Raw genomic sequence first — 15,966 nt, 5'->3', positions numbered from 1 at the left:
TGAGCTCCCGGTCATGACGAAGCCGTAAAAAAACCGCCTGCTAGGCAGGCGGCTTCTCCTTGTTGAGCAAGGTTCACAGCTGCGGATTAAGTTTTTCCGCCTTGGAGTACAGCTTGTTGAGTGCCGAAATATAGGCTTTGGCGGACGCAACAACAATATCCGGATCCGCACCGACACCATTAACGATGCGGCCAGCCTTCGACAAACGCATTGTTACCTCACCCTGTGATTGCGTACCGGTGGTGATTGCGTTCACGGAAAAGAGCAACAGCTCTGCACCACTCTTTGCTTCGGCCTCAATCGCATTAACCGTCGCATCAACCGGACCGTTACCCTGCCCCTCGCATGAAAGCTCCTTGCCTCCCATGCTGAACACGACTTTTGCACTGGGCCTCTCCCCGGTTTCGGAATGCTGAGACAGGGATACAAAACGATAGTACTCATTGTCGTGCGAGTGCTGCTCGTCAGAGACGAGTGCAATAATGTCCTCGTCAAAGATCTCCGACTTGCGATCAGCCAGCTCTTTGAAGCGAGCGAAAGCAGCATTCACTTCTGTTTCCGAATCAAGCTCAATACCGAGCTCTTCCAGACGCTGTTTGAATGCGTTTCGCCCGGACAATTTGCCAAGTACGATCTTGTTTGCAGTCCAGCCCACCTCTTCAGCACGCATGATTTCGTAGGTATCACGCGCTTTTAGCACGCCATCCTGATGGATGCCGGAAGCATGAGCGAAGGCGTTAGCACCAACAACCGCCTTGTTTGGCTGCACGGCGAAGCCGGTAATCTGTGAAACGAGCTTCGACGCCGGCACAATCTGTGTCGTATCGACGGCGACATCAAGCTTGAAGTAATCCTTGCGCGTCTTGACCGCCATGACAACTTCTTCCAGCGCAGTATTGCCGGCTCGCTCACCCAAGCCATTGATCGTGCACTCGACCTGGCGCGCGCCCCCAATCATGATCCCGGCCAATGAGTTGGCTACTGCCATGCCAAGATCGTTATGGCAATGCACGGACCATACCGCCTTGTCCGAGTTCGGGATACGTTCGCGCAGCGTCTTGATCATGTTGCCGTAAAGCTCAGGAACGCCGTAGCCCACCGTATCGGCGAAGTTAATCGTCGTCGCCCCTTCCGAAATCACACCCTCGATAACCCGGCACAGAAAATCGATATCTGAACGGCTGCCGTCTTCAGGACTAAACTCCACATCGTCCGTGAACTGGCGGGCGAATCGTACCGCCAGCCTTGCCTGCTCATACACCTGGTCCGGAGTCATGCGCAGCTTCTTTTCCATGTGCAGCGGGGAGGTCGCGATAAACGTATGGATTCGCTTTCTTGCCGCCGGCGCGAGTGCTTCCGCAGCACGCGAAATATCGCGGTCGTTGGCGCGCGACAGGGAGCACACCGTCGAATCCTTGATGATCCCTGCGATGGCCTTGATTGATTCAAAGTCCCCCGGAGATGCTGCAGCAAAGCCAGCTTCGATCACGTCCACCCGCAGGCGCTCGAGTTGTTTCGCGATGCGGATTTTTTCATCCTTGGTCATCGACGCACCAGGCGATTGCTCGCCATCTCGCAAGGTGGTATCGAAAATAATCAATTTGTCGGCCATGCTGCACTCCTCTTAGGAAAATTCAGAAAACGATGCGTCTTTCAAATGGTTCTTCGCCTGCCCTTGCCTTCATCAGCATGAGCCAGGAACTGCACGAATTGTGGGGATAGGGGATTTAGCGCGCGTTAACGCACTAGTAGGAACAGCGGCAGCAGCAGGCCTAGAAGGGGGCTGCTGTGAGAAGCGGATGTGGAAATGTGGATTTCGCGGAACATGCGAAAAACTATAAGCGGAATTATGGAAAAGTGCAACTGTTTGACGGAAAAGGGTTTTTCGCCAGTTCAGTGGCTGGCACCCTCAGGCATCCGCTTTGGCCACGCACGTTTCGTTAATGCTGAAGCCGGATCCGTAACGCCTGACCGGGATAAATCTTGTCGGGATCACTCAACATCGGCTTGTTCGCTTGAAAGATTGCGCAATAGCGAGTCCGGTCTCCATAAAAATCCTTCGCAATCTTAGAGAGTGTCTGCCCGTCCTGACCTCCTACCATTTCAACTCGCCCACTGCCGTACACGCTACGCTGACCTGATCATTCGCATGTGCAACGCCTTGCACATTCCTACAGCACAGGGCATTTCTTGCGTTGACTGTTTGGCGCAGGGCCGATGACCGTTACCGTGGCTGATGCGGAATCATAAGCAACGATGAAGTTCTCTGTTGGAAGGTTTTGTACGGCCATGTCGTCGAGTATGTCGCGCTCCAGGGGCTGTTGCTTGTTTCGACTCTTGGCGGACGATCGCTGCGGTTACTGCTCCTCCGCGTTTTGGCGTGCAGGACCTGAGTGAAGCAGCTTTTCCCCTACGTTCTTGAGAAAGGCAGCCAATCCCACGATACGTCCTTTGTCGCCATCGAAAAATGATCGCAGGAGCAGTGAAACCTCACCACTAGCATGACATGACGCAGGACAAACGCCGTTATTCTTTTGCGTCGTGCGTTGAGTCGTGTGTCTCTCCGTCATTGGTATCCACAATGCTAACCGGCTTTCCCTTTGATAAACGCCAGAAATAAACAGCGTAACCAGAAAGACCATAAAGAACAAACATGCCAAACAGCACCTTCGGAGGATCGCTCGAGATCAACACAAATACCAAGACAATCAGGAATATCGCAATAAATGGGACCGATTTCTTGAAATTCACTTCCTTGAAACTGTAAAACGGTACATTCGTTACCATGGTCAGACCGGCATACAAAGTGATCGTCCATGCGAACCATTTCAATTCCGGTCCGGTCCAGCCCAAGTCATCCATCAACCAGACGAATCCCGTCACCAGTGCCGCCGCTGCGGGGCTCGGCAAACCCTGGAAGTAGCGTTTGTCGACGACGCCGATATTCGTATTGAAGCGCGCCAGGCGCAGAGCCGCTCCAGCGCAGTAGACGAACGCCGCAAGCCAACCCAGCTTTCCCATTCCCCTCAGCGACCACTCATAAACAACGAGCGCAGGCGCAGCACCAAAGGACAGCATGTCAGAAAGGCTGTCATATTGGGCACCAAACTCGCTCTGGGTATTAGTTAGCCTCGCTACACGACCGTCAACGCTGTCCAGCAGCATTGCCGCAAAGATTGCAACCGAGGCGTAGTCGAATTTCAGGTTCATTGCCATCACAATGGCGAAGAACCCGCAGAACAAATTCGCCGTGGTAAATGCGTTTGGTAGAAGATAAATGCCACGCCGGCGCAGCGTAGGCGCCGACACCTGCTCGCCTTCTTCAAACTGTGCATGGTGCAAGGTGCGCTTGCCCGGCCGCGCTGTTCGCGGCGCTAATCCCGCGCTACTTTTTGCTTTGCGACGATTAAAAGTTGCCATGCTGATTCCGTTTCAATGATGATGCTAATAAGATTACAAGGCGGCTCAAATCGTTTCGACCGTCCAATAAATTATCGTCAGTGATTAATCTGGATGTTGGGTAGAGCAGCTTAGAGCGGCTGCAACAGGCAGGAAGAAATCCCGCACATCCTGGACGACATCTGGGACAAACAGGTTGTCAGAGCCGCGTTCGTACAGTAACGATGAGTAGAGCGTGGCTATTCTAGACGAGAGGCCAATAAATGTAACCTCTTGGCATGCCTTCTTTCCAACACATTTCACGAATGGCAATTCCGATTTTCGCCATGCCCGGTGCACTTAATCCCGAGAGGTCCGGCATGCGAACCGCAGACACCAAGTCGACACAACTATTTAAATCGCACCTTTCCCACAACCCGCATTCCGAGCGTGGTTTCACCCGGCTCAAAGCTCGGCTCTTCAACCTGAACGGCTTCTGCTGCCGTTGCACGCATCGCTTTTGCTGCATATGCATCTTGTTGAGGGGCATACGCGCCGGTGGCTTCGAAGTCCACCGAGTCCAGAACCGCGTCGGATACATTCCGGCTCATTGCCTTTGCGATCGCTGCGATGCGCTCCATGAGATTGGTATAGGCCGCCGCGATACGTTGTTCGTCGAGCTTCGTGCTGGTGTCCTCAGCCAAGCCGAACTGCAGACTGCTTAGTGCAAGTACCCTTTGTGCGGCAGCAACTGTCTTCGGCAACCCGCTCAGATTGCGTGTTGTCACTTCGACATAATGACCAACCCGCCATCCCACCAGTTGTCGCGCCTTGTTGCCCTGGCGTGGCAGAATCGGTTCTTCGTTATAGACCGGGTATGTGTAGTAACCGCGCGTCTTCATGCTTGCCTGGGGATCCTCTCTCCTGAGAATGTCTATCCCCTGTTTCATCTTTTGGTTGACGCGTGTTGCGGCGACGGCCTTGTCCTTATCCTGCTCCTCGACCATAAACGTGACACGCGCTTCGTCATTCTCATGCTTGATCTCGCCAAATGCAGGCACGACCACCAAGGTGCCTGAGGTTTGGATCGGTGGCGGCACTTGCGGTTGCGCAGCGAAGGCGCTACCACCAAAGAAAAGCAATGCTCCAATGAGGGAAAGGGATCGAAACATCGAGCGTCTCCAAAAAAATAGGGCGCACATACTGTGCACCCTATTTATTCTACCCAACTCAAGCAAACGGAAAATTTGCTCAAGAAACAGGTTCAGCAAGCTTAGTTCTTCGACTGATCAACCAGCTTGTTCTTTTTAATCCACGGCATCATTGCGCGCAGCTTCTCACCAACTTGCTCGATCTGATGCTCGGAAGTCAGGCGACGACGGGAAATCAGCGTCGGTGCACCAGCCTTGTTCTCGAGGATGAAGCTCTTGGCATATTCGCCGGTCTGGATGTCCTTCAGGCACTGACGCATTGCATTCTTGGTGTCTTCAGTGACGATGCGCGGACCGGTGACATACTCACCGTACTCTGCATTGTTGGAAATCGAGTAGTTCATGTTCCCGATGCCGCCTTCATAGATCAGGTCAACGATCAGCTTCAGCTCATGCAAGCATTCGAAGTACGCCATTTCCGGTGCATAGCCAGCTTCCACCAGTGTCTCGAAACCTGCCTTGATCAGTTCAACGGTACCGCCGCAGAGCACTGCCTGCTCGCCGAACAAGTCGGTCTCGGTTTCTTCGCGGAAGTTCGTTTCGATGATGCCGGCACGGCCGCCACCGTTGGCCATTGCGTAGGACAAAGCGATGTCACGGGCGCTGCCGGACTTGTCCTGGTACACCGCAACCAGATGCGGCACGCCGCCACCTTGGGTGTAAGTACCGCGAACGGTGTGGCCCGGCGCCTTCGGCGCCACCATGATGACGTCGAGGTCAGCACGCGGCACGACTTGGCCGTAGTGGACATTGAAGCCATGCGCAAACGCCAGAACGGCGCCCTGCTTGGCGTTCGGTGCAACGTTCTCGTTGTAGACCTGGGCGATGTTCTCGTCAGGCAGCAGGATCATGATGACGTCAGCTTGCTTGACTGCATCGTTTACTTCGGCAACGTTGAGGCCGGCATTCTTTGCCTTTTCCCACGAAGCGCCGCCCTTGCGCAGGCCAACGGTCACTTTGCAGCCGGAATCATTCAGGTTCAGCGCGTGGGCGTGACCTTGCGAACCGTAGCCGATGATGGTGACGTTCTTGCCTTTGATGAGGGACAGGTCACAGTCTTTGTCGTAAAAAACTTTCATTGATATTCCTAAATTGGTTAAGTAGTTGCTATTGGTATTCAAACTTTGAGAATGCGCTCACCACGGCCGATGCCAGAGCCGCCAGTACGGACCGTTTCAAGGATCGCGGTACGATCGATCGATTCGATGAACGCGTCGAGCTTGGACTTGTTACCTGTCAGTTCGATCGTGTACGTCTTCTCGGTGACATCGATGATGCGGCCACGGAAGATGTCCGCAGTACGCTTCATCTCTTCGCGCTCCTTGCCGACGGCACGCACCTTGATGAGCATGAGCTCGCGCTCGATGTGTGCGCCTTCGGTGAGGTCAACGACCTTGACGACTTCGATCAGGCGATTCAGGTGCTTGGTGATCTGCTCGATCACGTCGTCCGAACCCGTTGTGACAATCGTCATGCGCGACAGGGTCGCATCTTCGGTCGGAGCTACCGTCAGCGTTTCGATGTTGTAGCCGCGAGCAGAAAACAGGCCAACGACGCGCGATAATGCACCTGCTTCATTCTCAAGCAGAACAGAAATGATGTGACGCATTACAGATCCTCCGAACCCAAGAGCATTTCAGTCAAGCCTTTGCCGGCTTTCACCATTGGCCAGACATTTTCGGTTTGATCCGTAATGAAGTTCATGAATACCAGCTTGTCCTTCATGCCGAACGCTTCTTTCAGCGCCCCTTCGACGTCGCCCGGCTTCTCGATCTTCATGCCGACATGGCCGAACGATTCCGCGAGCTTGTTAAAGTCAGGCAGAGAGTCCATATACGACTCGGAATAGCGGGAACCGTAATCAATTTGCTGCCACTGACGCACCATGCCGAGGAAGCGGTTGTTCAGCAGGATGATCTTCGGCGTCAGGTGGTATTGCTTGCAGGTAGCGAGTTCCTGGATGCACATCTGGATCGACGCTTCGCCAGTGATACATGCGACGGTCGCACCCGGGTTTGCCATCTGCACACCCATTGCATACGGCAAGCCGACACCCATCGTGCCAAGACCGCCTGAATTGATCCAGCGGCGCGGCTTGTCGAAACGGTAGTACTGCGCAGCCCACATCTGATGCTGCCCGACGTCGGAGGTAATGAAGGCGTCGCCCTTGGTGACTTCCCAGAGTTTTTCGACGACCGACTGCGGTTTGATGACTTCGCTGGAGCTTGCGTACTTCAGGCATTCACGGCCGCGCCATTCATTGATCTGGCGCCACCATGCTGCGAGTGCGGACGAATTCGGCTTGGCAGTTGCCTCTGCAGCATCAAGCTGTGCAAGCATTTCCTGCAGCACGTCTTTCACATTGCCGACGATCGGAATATCGACCTTCACGCGTTTGGAGATGGACGACGGATCAATGTCGACATGAATAATCTTGCGGGGATGCGTCGCAAAGTGCTTCGGATTGCCGATCACGCGGTCGTCGAAGCGGGCACCGATGGCAATCAGAACGTCGCAATGCTGCATCGCCATGTTGGCTTCGTACGTGCCATGCATGCCGGGCATGCCGACGAACTTGTCGCTGGAGGACTTGTAGCCGCCCAGACCCATCAACGTATTGGTGCATGGGAATCCAAGCTTGTCGACAAGCTTGTTCAGTTCGGCGGATGCGTTGGCAAGGATAATGCCGCCGCCGGTATAAATCATCGGGCGCTCTGCGGAGAGCAGCAGTTGCACCGCCTTGCGGATCTGGCCGGAATGGCCCTTGTCGACCGGCTTGTATGAACGCATCTCGAGTTCCTTCGGATACTCGAATGCGTGTTTCTGCATCGTGATGTCTTTCGGGATATCGACCAGCACGGGTCCCGGGCGGCCGGTGGTGGCGATATAGAAAGCTTTCTTCATCGTCGCGGCGAGGTCCTTGATGTCCTTGACGAGGAAGTTGTGTTTGACGCATGGGCGGGTAATGCCCACGGTGTCGCATTCCTGGAATGCATCCTGACCGATCGCATGCGACGGCACCTGCCCGGAAATTACCACCATCGGAATCGAATCCATATAGGCGGTGGCGAGGCCGGTGACGGCATTGGTGACGCCGGGGCCAGAGGTGACGATGGCTACGCCGACTTTATTGGAGCTGCGCGAATAGGCATCAGCAGCGTGTACGGCAGCCTGCTCGTGGCGTACCAGGATGTGCTGAAACTTGTCTTGATTGAAGATTGCGTCGTAGATGTAGAGCACTGCGCCGCCGGGATAACCGAACACATGTTCGACACCCTCTTCGGCCAGGCAGCGCACGACTATTTCCGCGCCTGTCAGTTCTGAACTCATTGCTTGGTTCCTTTCAAGGTCCATTGGAGATTGATCGGATGCTCTCTCCTGGCGAAATCATGCGGAACAACAGGGCCATGGCTTCCCTTCTTTGTGCGGTCACGCCGGTTCGTCGCACACCCGTAGATGTGGTTCAAAGCGACGCTAAACGCGACTCGTTCAGCCAAGGTTTCTGCAATTCCTACATGCATTTCTCACGCTTGTGGCGTGGGTTAGAGCAAACAGCTTTTAAATGTAAAGCGCGTCTGTTCGAAAGGCGGCGTCATGCACCGCGCGAAAAGACATTCCCTTGCCGGATGTGAAGGGACTGATAAGTTAATGGGTTGCACCATTTTGGTCAAGCTAAATTCCTTCAAATCCTTTTGAAATCAAGCGTTTTCCGAACAAGTCCGGGACAACGCGGACCTTTTTTGCTAGCATGCGCTCAGTTCGGAAACATGCCTGACAGCATCAAATCTCGCGCCTTCCTCATCTCCTTCAAAGCCGTTAAAAACTCCGCTGCACCGCATGGCAACTGAAAAAGAACTTTCCGACTTTCTGGAAAACGTGGAGCGCCGGGCATTCAAGCAAGCAGCCTATGCCGTCCGCAAGGACGAGGCAGCACTCGATATTGTTCAGGATGCAATGATCAAACTGGCGGAAAAGTACGGCGACAAGCCTTTAGCGGAGCTGCCCCTGCTTTTTCAGCGCATTCTGCAGAACACAATTCACGATTACTTTCGTCGCGAAAAGACGCGCGGCACGTGGATCAGCCTGTTTTCCGGATCCGGGAACGATCATGAGGATTCTGCAGGATTCGATCTACTGGAGAAATTCGGAGCCGAAGAAGGAACCGAGGCAGCGGAGTCCTGTGCTGACAAAGTCGAGCGAGACCAGGTGCTGGCAGCCATCGATGAAGAGATAAGGAAACTGCCGTCACGTCAACGGGAAGCCTTTCTGATGCGTTACTGGCAAGATATGGATGTCGCCGAAACGGCTGCAGTGATGGGCTGCTCCGAAGGCAGCGTAAAAACACACTGTTCTCGTGCCACACACGCGTTAGCCCAAGCGTTGCGAGCCAAAGGAATCACGTTATGAATAACCGAGAATTGGACTTCGCGTACAAGATACGTCACGCCCTCAATGAGGACCTTGACAACATTCCTGCGCCGACACGAGAAAAGCTTGCTTCTGCGCGCAAAACCGCACTATCTCGCAAGAAAAAGAGAACGCCAATCATGGCATTTATTCCGCAACAAATATTTGCGGGCCAATCCGGGGGCTTTTTCAGCGCCCCAGCATCTTGGTTAAATCGGATGGGGCTTGCCATACCCCTTATCGTACTGGCCGTCGGTCTGGTCGGTCTGTACGAATTTGAGCATGACCGCCACATCAATGACACGGCCGAAATAGATGTCGCGGTCCTCGCTGATGAACTGCCCCTGTCAGCTTATCTGGATCATGGATTCAATGCCTACCTTGCAAAGCAGGATGACTAAAACGAGGCGCAACCTGGTTTTGGATATCGCACGGTATCTGCAGCCAGTATTCCTTGTAGCCATTTCATCGGTGCTTTCATTTGATATCGCCGCGGAACCGCTTGGCGATCCGGCTGGCGGAACCCATACAACTATCGCAGCAGCCCCGACTGCGGGTGCGTCAGGAATCACCGCACCACACCTGCCGGCCAAGCCAGCCTGGAATGAACTATCACCAGCACAACAGCAGGCACTTGCGCCATTGTCCAGCGAATGGGATCAGCTCGACGCGTTCCGGAAGGGGAAGTGGCTGGCTATCGGGAACAAGTTCCACAGAATGAAACCGGAGGAACAGCAACGGGTACAGGAGCGCATGCGCGACTGGGTCGCGCTGACACCCGAGCAGCGGAGGATGGCGCGTGAAAGCTATGCTCGCTCCAAGAAGCTGAATTCAACCCAGAAGTCTGCCCGTTGGGAGCAGTACCAGCAACTGCCGGCGCAAGAAAAGAAGAAGCTGGCGGCAGATGCAACCACCAAGAAGTCCGTTGCTGCGCTACCCCCAGCGGCCGCACAAGGCAAGCGACGAATACCGCCAATCAAATCGGCGCCCAAGCCGGTTCTTGAACGTTCCGTGACGCCGCAAGCAGCCACCCAGTCCGCACTTCAGCCATCCCCGCAATCCGACAGGTAAATTTGCTCTTGAATACTACTGTGACACCCTCCTTAAAGCGCCGCCTGGCCAGCATGCTGTATGAAGCCATGCTGATGTTCGGCGTGTTATTCATTTCAGGCTTGCTCTTTGCTGCACTGTTGGAGCAAAGGCATGCGCTCTATCTTCGGTCGATTCTGCAGGTTTTGCTCTTTCTCTTGATGGGCATGTACTTCATCTGGTTCTGGACGCATGGCGGCCAAACGCTGGCGATGAAGACATGGCGAATCCGTCTCGAGACACCGACCGGCGGAAAGGTCACCGCAAAGCAGGCGCTCGTACGTTATGCCCTATCGTGGCTGTGGATTGTGCCGGGCCTGGCGATTGCCTGGCTGATCGGCGCAAAAAACTGGCCGTCCGTGTTAATTCCGGCAGCAAATATTCTGCTATGGGGACTCGGGGTTTATCTCGATCCCCAGAGGCAATTCCTTCATGATCGACTCGCCGGGACGCGTATTATCGGCGTCCCTGAAGAGAAAAAAGGTACGAAGCAGTAGCTTCGCTACAGTATGGCGCCGCATGAGCACCGGCTCATGCCAACGTCACACCGCTGTTGCTGCAAGATCGAAGGGACGGCTGTGCCCACCGTAGAGCCGCTCCATGATCGCCCGCTCTCGGCTCACGACGGTCGCCACAAAATCCTCTGGCCGCTTCATCTTCTTGAATGCCTTGAAGCCACGCTCGAGAAAGCTCTGCAAGTCGGCCAGGTCCGCCAGCTTGGCTGGCCTCCGCATCATGGACAACGTGCTTCCAATGAACGGAACTTGTACCAGTGCGCACAAGGCCATCCCGACTGACTCGACGTGTTCGAGCTGCCGCACCCTGTCGGCACGCGCCGTCACTCTCGGATACGCCTCGATGTAATCGGCCTCAGAAAACACGGGGCCAAGCTGCCCCGCCATTGCCGCATCGAGCCGCTCGGAAAGCGCATCCAATGCGACCGCATCGGCCACGGTTTCCAGCGCCGCAGACGGCAACAAGCGCTCCATCGTTGGGACCACACGCTCCAGATTTGCATCCCGCTGCGTCAGGTCCTCGGTCCCGTATATATCGCTAAGAAAGAACGCGGCAGCGGCATTCGTTTCTGGATTAGCGAGCAAATCGCCATGCGTCCCCGCCATGCGTTGCGACTGGAATTGCCGCAACGCCAGACGTGCAGCACGGGACGCCTCGTCATCGCTGGCAGCCCGTCTTTCGGCAATCACTGAGTCCAGTTCCTTGCGGAGACGCACGATGATGGTTTTCTTCGTCATGATGATATATGGCAATCACTTGCTTTACTGTGGTTTTCGAGGTCCTTCGGGCGTACGCATCGATGCCTCGACCGCCATCATTTTGAACCAGGCAGGGAAGGCATTTTTCGATAAACCCAGAGTAGAACTAGACCTCTATTTTCCATCGGCGGCGCCTCGCACCCTTGCGCTACACTGAATCGATACATAAAAAAGAGGCTTGGAGACATGGTAACGACACTATCCCGCCGCACATTCCTGAAAGCGGGGATTGCCGGCGCGCTCGTGCTTGCTTCTGCGGGCGGCATCTACCGCCTGACACGGCAAGCAGAGCTCCCCGAAAAATTCGCCCTCGACGAAAATATCCGATCCGTACTGACTGCTCTCATCCCGGTAATGCTGCGGGATGCGATAGAGCCAGCATCGACGGACCTCGAGAACGCTATTGCGGGCGTACATGACGCAATCACCGGCCTTCCGTTGGCAACACAAAAAGAAGTCCAGGATCTCTTCGGCATGCTGACGCTCGGACCGATACGCCGCTTTCTGGCCGGGATTCCGGACGACTGGCCGCAAGCGAAAGCGGAGGACGTGGAAGCGTTCCTTCAAAACTGGCGCTTCAGTCGCTTCACCTTGCTGCAAAGCGCTTACCATGCGCTGCATGACCTGATCACCGGTTCATGGTATGGCAAGGACTCGTCATGGGCAGCCATTGGTTATCCCGGCCCGATCAAAGCACTTAGCTGAGGAATGAAATGACAAGCACCGTGACCAGTGCAACTCCCAATCCGATTCCCGACCCGATCCAGGCTGGCCTCGCAAAGGGGTGGAAGGTTATCGATGCCTCCACGCTGACGGATAACCGCAACATTGAGGCCGATGTTGCGATCGTTGGCACCGGCGCAGGTGGTGGCGTGACCGCCGAAATTCTCGCGCTGACCGGACTGTCCGTGGTCCTGATCGAAGAAGGTCCATTGAAGTCATCAAAGGACTTCAAGATGCGCGAAGCGCAAGCCTATCCGGCGCTGTACCAGGAATCGGCAGCACGCAAAACCAAGGACAAGTCCATCAGCATCCTGCAGGGCCGCGCAGTCGGCGGGTCGACCACTGTCAACTGGACTTCGAGTTTCCGCACGCCGAACGGCACGTTGAACTACTGGCAGAAGATGTTCGGCCTGGCGGATTATTCGCCGGAAGCCTTGGCACCGTGGTTTTCAACCATGGAGCAACGGCTGAACGTCGGGGTATGGCTGACCCCACCCAATGAAAACAATGACCTGCTCAAACGGGGTGCAGCCAGACTCGGCATCCCTACTGCCTCTATTCGACGCAATGTGAACGGATGCTGGAATCTCGGCTACTGCGGGATGGGATGCCCTACCAATGCAAAGCAGTCGATGCTGGTAACCACCATTCCCTCTGCCTTATCGCGTGGCGCCACGCTGCTGATGCGCACACGCGCGGAGCGGCTCCTCCTAAAGAACGACACGGTTTCAGGCCTTGCCTGCACAGCGCTCGACGCAAGCGGACTTGCGCCTTCAGGGATAACCGTCACTGTGCGCGCCAGGCATTATGTCGTTGCCGGTGGAGCGATCAATTCTCCCGCATTGCTGATGCGTTCAGGCGCGCCTGATCCACATGCTTTGCTTGGCAGGCGTACTTTCCTGCATCCCACCGTCATCTCTGCCGCACTCTTCGATCAGAAAGTGGAGGGATACTCCGGCGCCCCGCAATCAATTTATTCTGATCACTTCCTGGAGACCCAGGCGATCGATGGGCCGATGGGCTACAAACTGGAAGCGCCACCACTGCATCCGGTATTGTTCTCATCCACGATGTTCGGTTTCGGTGCGCAGCACACGGCAATGATGAAACAGTTTCCGCACACGCACGCGCTGATTTCCCTACTGCGCGACGGCTTCCATGAGCAGTCCGCGGGTGGAACGGTAGCACTGCGTGATGATGGCTTTCCGGTCCTGGATTATCCAATCACCGATTTCGTCTGGGATGGGGTCAAGCGGGCATTGCTGACGATGGCAGAAATCCAGTTCGCTGCGGGTGCGAAGACCGTCTATCCGGTACACGAAATGGCGGAGGGTTACGCCACTTGGGCGGCCGCACGCAAGGCGATTGAAAACCTCCCATACAAACCATTGCTGGCAAGGGTCGTTTCTGCGCATGTGATGGGCGGATGCGCCATGTCGGATGACACCAGGCTCGGCTTGGTATCATCAAATGGCCGCTACCATGGTGTCAGCAATCTGTCGGTACACGACGGCTCGCTGTTTCCGACATCGATAGGGGCAAATCCTCAGTTGTCGATTTACGGAATCACCGCTAAGCTGGCAAGCACTCTCGCTACCGAACTTACCGGCAAACCCGCACCAAAGCTCGCTTCTGCAGACGCATGATTGCTCGCATTACTCGTCTTATATTGCTCGTTCAGCTCCTCTTTGCTGCCGGAATATACCTTCTGGCTAAAAAAGCTTTCGGCATCGAAAATGCCGTTATCGCACTAACGGCGAGCATTGGCTCGGTGTTATTGATTCGAATGATCATTACCTTCAATAACTTCGTGCTAGCGCGCCGCTATCGCAGCGAACTACCACTTCACTACCGTATCGGCTGGTGGCAGGCATGCAGGCTATTTCTCACAGAGTTTAAGGCGACGATGACCAGCTCATCCTTGACGATGCCGTTTCACGCCTTCTCCCGGAATGTGCCGCATGATCCGGAGGGGTTGCCTGTGCTTCTGATTCATGGTTATGGCTGCAACAGCGGTTACTGGCATTCGATGAGCAAAGCGCTGGTCCGAGCGAAGATTGCGCATTACGCCGTCAACATGGAACCAGTGATCGGAGGTATCGACGAGTATGTGCCGATCATTCATGAAACAGTTGAGCGCATCTGCAACGAAACCGGACACGACAAAGTGATTCTGGTCGGCCACAGCATGGGTGGATTGGTCGCACGTGCTTACTTGCGCGTGCACGGCAACAAACGTATCGCCAAGGTGATTACGCTCGGCACGCCGCACCATGGCACCGGACTCGCACATTTTGGCGTCGGCCTGAATACGCAGCAAATGCGATGGACGGCAACGGAGCAGGAGGGAATTGCGAGCGATTGGTTACGTGATCTCGCGGCAGGGGAAGGCCCGGATACCTACCGGCTTTTTGTCTCGATCTATTCCCACCACGACAACATCATTTCACCACAGCGCTCGTCCCATCTTGCAGGCGCAAAAAATATCGAGTTCCATGCCATTGGCCATGTTGCGCTGGGGCTGGATCCCGTCATTCACGCACAAGTGATCAGGGAGATCAGACGGGCTTCCCGCGTTCGAAAACCCCAACTGAAGATGCGCGCTGCGCGAGAATCAGCAAAGAGCGCACCCTCCCCTAAAGCCAACCTGATTTCTTGAACCGGTAATAAAGATAGCCGCACACTGCGGCGACCACGATCAGCGCCATCAGGTATCCGTATTTCCACTTCAGCTCGGGCATGTATTGAAAGTTCATGCCCCATATCCCGACAAATGCGGTAGCCACGGCGAAAATCGCTGCCCACGCTGCAAGCCGCTTGTTGACCTCGCTTTCATCGATGGTCACCATCGAGAGATTCACCTGTATCGCCGTACCGATCGTGTCGCGGATGTTATCGATGGAGGCGTTGATTCGGTACAGGTGGTCATACACGTCGCGGAAGTATTCCTGGGTATTGAAACAGATTCGCGGCACCCTTCCCCCGTGCAGCTTTGCCACTGCCTCCATCAGCGGAGCGACCGCATGCTTGAGCGTCATTGCCTTGCGTTTTAACTGATACAAGCGCTCGATATTCGCCCGCTCCGATCCCTTGAGGAAGATTTGCTCTTCGACCGTTTCCAGTTCCGACTCGAGTTCTTCCAGTACAGGGAAATAGCGGTCGACCACCGCATCCATCAGCGCGTAGAAAACAAAGACAGCGCCGTGCTTCATTAAGTGCGGCTCGCGCTCGCACCGTTCACGAACGCCGAGAAAACCCTGGCTGCTCTGGTTGCGGACAGACAGGACATAGCGCTCTTCAACGAAAATATGCAGTTCGCCGACGACAAATTCACCGTCCACCATCTCGATGATATGCACTACCCCGAACAGCGAATCCCCATACTCCTCGATTTTCGGCCGCTGATGTCCATGCAATGCATCCTCCACCGCCAGTTCGTGCAGACCGAATTCGCGCTGCATCTGTCGAAGTTCATCCGGCTCCGCATCCCTCAACGCAACCCAGACAAAGCAGTCCTCTCGATGCAGATATTCCCCGATCTGCTCCGGCCGTACCTCGGTGAGCCTCTTTCCGTCCTGATATGCCACGCAGTTGATGAGCATAAGTCCTGCTCCTGAAGATTTGTTCAACATTGCTGCAAGCACTGTGCTTGAGCTGTTTCAAAAAACTCCTGCCTGTCATCAACATTGGCGACGTCACCTTCGACAAGCTCTGGCCAGAGCAGCTGGAGGCGCTGATGAAGGCAAGACCAAGTTGGCGGGAATAATGTCGCGTCATATCATTCCCGGCAAAGTGACAGTATCAGATGTGACGCCAGGAAAGGCGAGAACCTACAAGGCGAAGAAGTCACCTTGACCTCCGATAATGGAAAAGTGGCGGCCGAC

15 protein-coding genes are annotated in these 15,966 nt (G+C 55.0%); 7 read left to right on the top strand and 8 right to left on the bottom strand.

Features of this window, described 5'->3' with window-relative positions; all coding sequences use genetic code 11:
- Positions 1-73 precede the first annotated feature (73 nt).
- The 6 genes from ACYVIA_RS10220 to ACYVIA_RS10195 all read right to left on the bottom strand — a co-directional run bounded on the left by ACYVIA_RS10220 (position 74) and on the right by ACYVIA_RS10195 (position 7,919).
- Positions 74-1,612, bottom strand: a complete 1,539-nt coding sequence (locus ACYVIA_RS10220) for a 2-isopropylmalate synthase (RefSeq protein ID WP_460840412.1) — start codon at positions 1,610-1,612, stop codon at positions 74-76.
- Between the two features lie 914 nt (positions 1,613-2,526).
- On the bottom strand, positions 2,527-3,420 hold the full coding sequence (gene pssA / locus ACYVIA_RS10215) for a CDP-diacylglycerol--serine O-phosphatidyltransferase (RefSeq protein ID WP_460840411.1): 894 nt from the start codon (positions 3,418-3,420) through the stop codon (positions 2,527-2,529).
- Positions 3,421-3,788: 368 nt separating this feature from the next.
- Positions 3,789-4,550 carry an SIMPL domain-containing protein gene (locus ACYVIA_RS10210; RefSeq protein ID WP_460840410.1) on the bottom strand — a complete coding sequence of 254 codons (762 nt, stop codon included), beginning with the start codon at positions 4,548-4,550 and terminating at the stop codon, positions 3,789-3,791.
- Between the two features lie 101 nt (positions 4,551-4,651).
- Positions 4,652-5,668 carry a ketol-acid reductoisomerase gene (gene ilvC / locus ACYVIA_RS10205; RefSeq protein ID WP_460840409.1) on the bottom strand — a complete coding sequence of 339 codons (1,017 nt, stop codon included), beginning with the start codon at positions 5,666-5,668 and terminating at the stop codon, positions 4,652-4,654.
- Between the two features lie 38 nt (positions 5,669-5,706).
- Positions 5,707-6,198 carry an acetolactate synthase small subunit gene (ilvN, locus tag ACYVIA_RS10200; RefSeq protein WP_135086867.1) on the bottom strand — a complete coding sequence of 164 codons (492 nt, stop codon included), beginning with the start codon at positions 6,196-6,198 and terminating at the stop codon, positions 5,707-5,709.
- Positions 6,198-7,919: an acetolactate synthase 3 catalytic subunit gene (locus ACYVIA_RS10195; RefSeq protein ID WP_460840407.1), complete on the bottom strand. Its 1,722-nt coding sequence runs from the start codon at positions 7,917-7,919 to the stop codon at positions 6,198-6,200. The genes ilvN and ACYVIA_RS10195 overlap by 1 nt, the downstream gene beginning before the upstream one ends.
- A gap of 507 nt (positions 7,920-8,426) precedes the next feature.
- On the opposite strand from ACYVIA_RS10195, the gene ACYVIA_RS10190 reads away from it, so the two are divergent.
- The 4 genes from ACYVIA_RS10190 to ACYVIA_RS10175 are packed head-to-tail and all read left to right on the top strand — an operon-like array spanning position 8,427 to position 10,582.
- Positions 8,427-8,996: an RNA polymerase sigma factor gene (locus ACYVIA_RS10190; RefSeq protein WP_460840405.1), complete on the top strand. Its 570-nt coding sequence runs from the start codon at positions 8,427-8,429 to the stop codon at positions 8,994-8,996.
- Positions 8,993-9,397, top strand: a complete 405-nt coding sequence (locus ACYVIA_RS10185; RefSeq protein ID WP_460840403.1) for a DUF3619 family protein — start codon at positions 8,993-8,995, stop codon at positions 9,395-9,397. Before ACYVIA_RS10190 ends, ACYVIA_RS10185 begins: the two co-directional genes overlap by 4 nt.
- Entirely contained in the window at positions 9,390-10,067 is a 678-nt protein-coding gene (locus ACYVIA_RS10180; RefSeq protein WP_460840401.1) for a DUF3106 domain-containing protein, read from the top strand. Before ACYVIA_RS10185 ends, ACYVIA_RS10180 begins: the two co-directional genes overlap by 8 nt.
- An 8-nt stretch (positions 10,068-10,075) precedes the next feature.
- A complete protein-coding gene (locus ACYVIA_RS10175; RefSeq protein WP_460840399.1) occupies positions 10,076-10,582 on the top strand; it encodes an RDD family protein in 507 nt (168 codons plus the stop codon).
- A 45-nt stretch (positions 10,583-10,627) separates the two neighbouring features.
- Here ACYVIA_RS10175 and ACYVIA_RS10170 read toward each other — a convergent pair whose 3' ends face one another.
- Positions 10,628-11,338 (bottom strand): FFLEELY motif protein, encoded by a 711-nt coding sequence (locus tag ACYVIA_RS10170; RefSeq protein WP_460840398.1) that lies wholly within the window; start codon positions 11,336-11,338, stop codon positions 10,628-10,630.
- Positions 11,339-11,545: 207 nt separating this feature from the next.
- On the opposite strand from ACYVIA_RS10170, the gene ACYVIA_RS10165 reads away from it, so the two are divergent.
- The 3 genes from ACYVIA_RS10165 to ACYVIA_RS10155 are packed head-to-tail and all read left to right on the top strand — an operon-like array spanning position 11,546 to position 14,741.
- Positions 11,546-12,064 (top strand): twin-arginine translocation signal domain-containing protein, encoded by a 519-nt coding sequence (locus tag ACYVIA_RS10165; protein ID WP_460840396.1) that lies wholly within the window; start codon positions 11,546-11,548, stop codon positions 12,062-12,064.
- 8 nt (positions 12,065-12,072) lie between these two features.
- The gene (locus tag ACYVIA_RS10160; protein ID WP_460840394.1) at positions 12,073-13,728 is read left to right on the top strand and encodes a GMC family oxidoreductase; all 1,656 of its coding nucleotides are present in this window, start codon (positions 12,073-12,075) and stop codon (positions 13,726-13,728) included.
- A complete protein-coding gene (locus tag ACYVIA_RS10155; protein WP_460840391.1) occupies positions 13,725-14,741 on the top strand; it encodes an alpha/beta fold hydrolase in 1,017 nt (338 codons plus the stop codon). Before ACYVIA_RS10160 ends, ACYVIA_RS10155 begins: the two co-directional genes overlap by 4 nt.
- Here the strand turns inward: ACYVIA_RS10155 and corA are convergent.
- Positions 14,719-15,684 carry a magnesium/cobalt transporter CorA gene (corA, locus tag ACYVIA_RS10150; RefSeq protein ID WP_460840389.1) on the bottom strand — a complete coding sequence of 322 codons (966 nt, stop codon included), beginning with the start codon at positions 15,682-15,684 and terminating at the stop codon, positions 14,719-14,721. The two genes, ACYVIA_RS10155 and corA, sit on opposite strands and share 23 nt — an antisense overlap.
- Positions 15,685-15,966 lie beyond the last annotated feature (282 nt).

This window comes from Noviherbaspirillum agri, from assembly GCF_054780595.1.
Note: the sequence above shows the minus strand (reverse complement) of the source record. Positions and strands in the feature narration are given on the sequence as shown.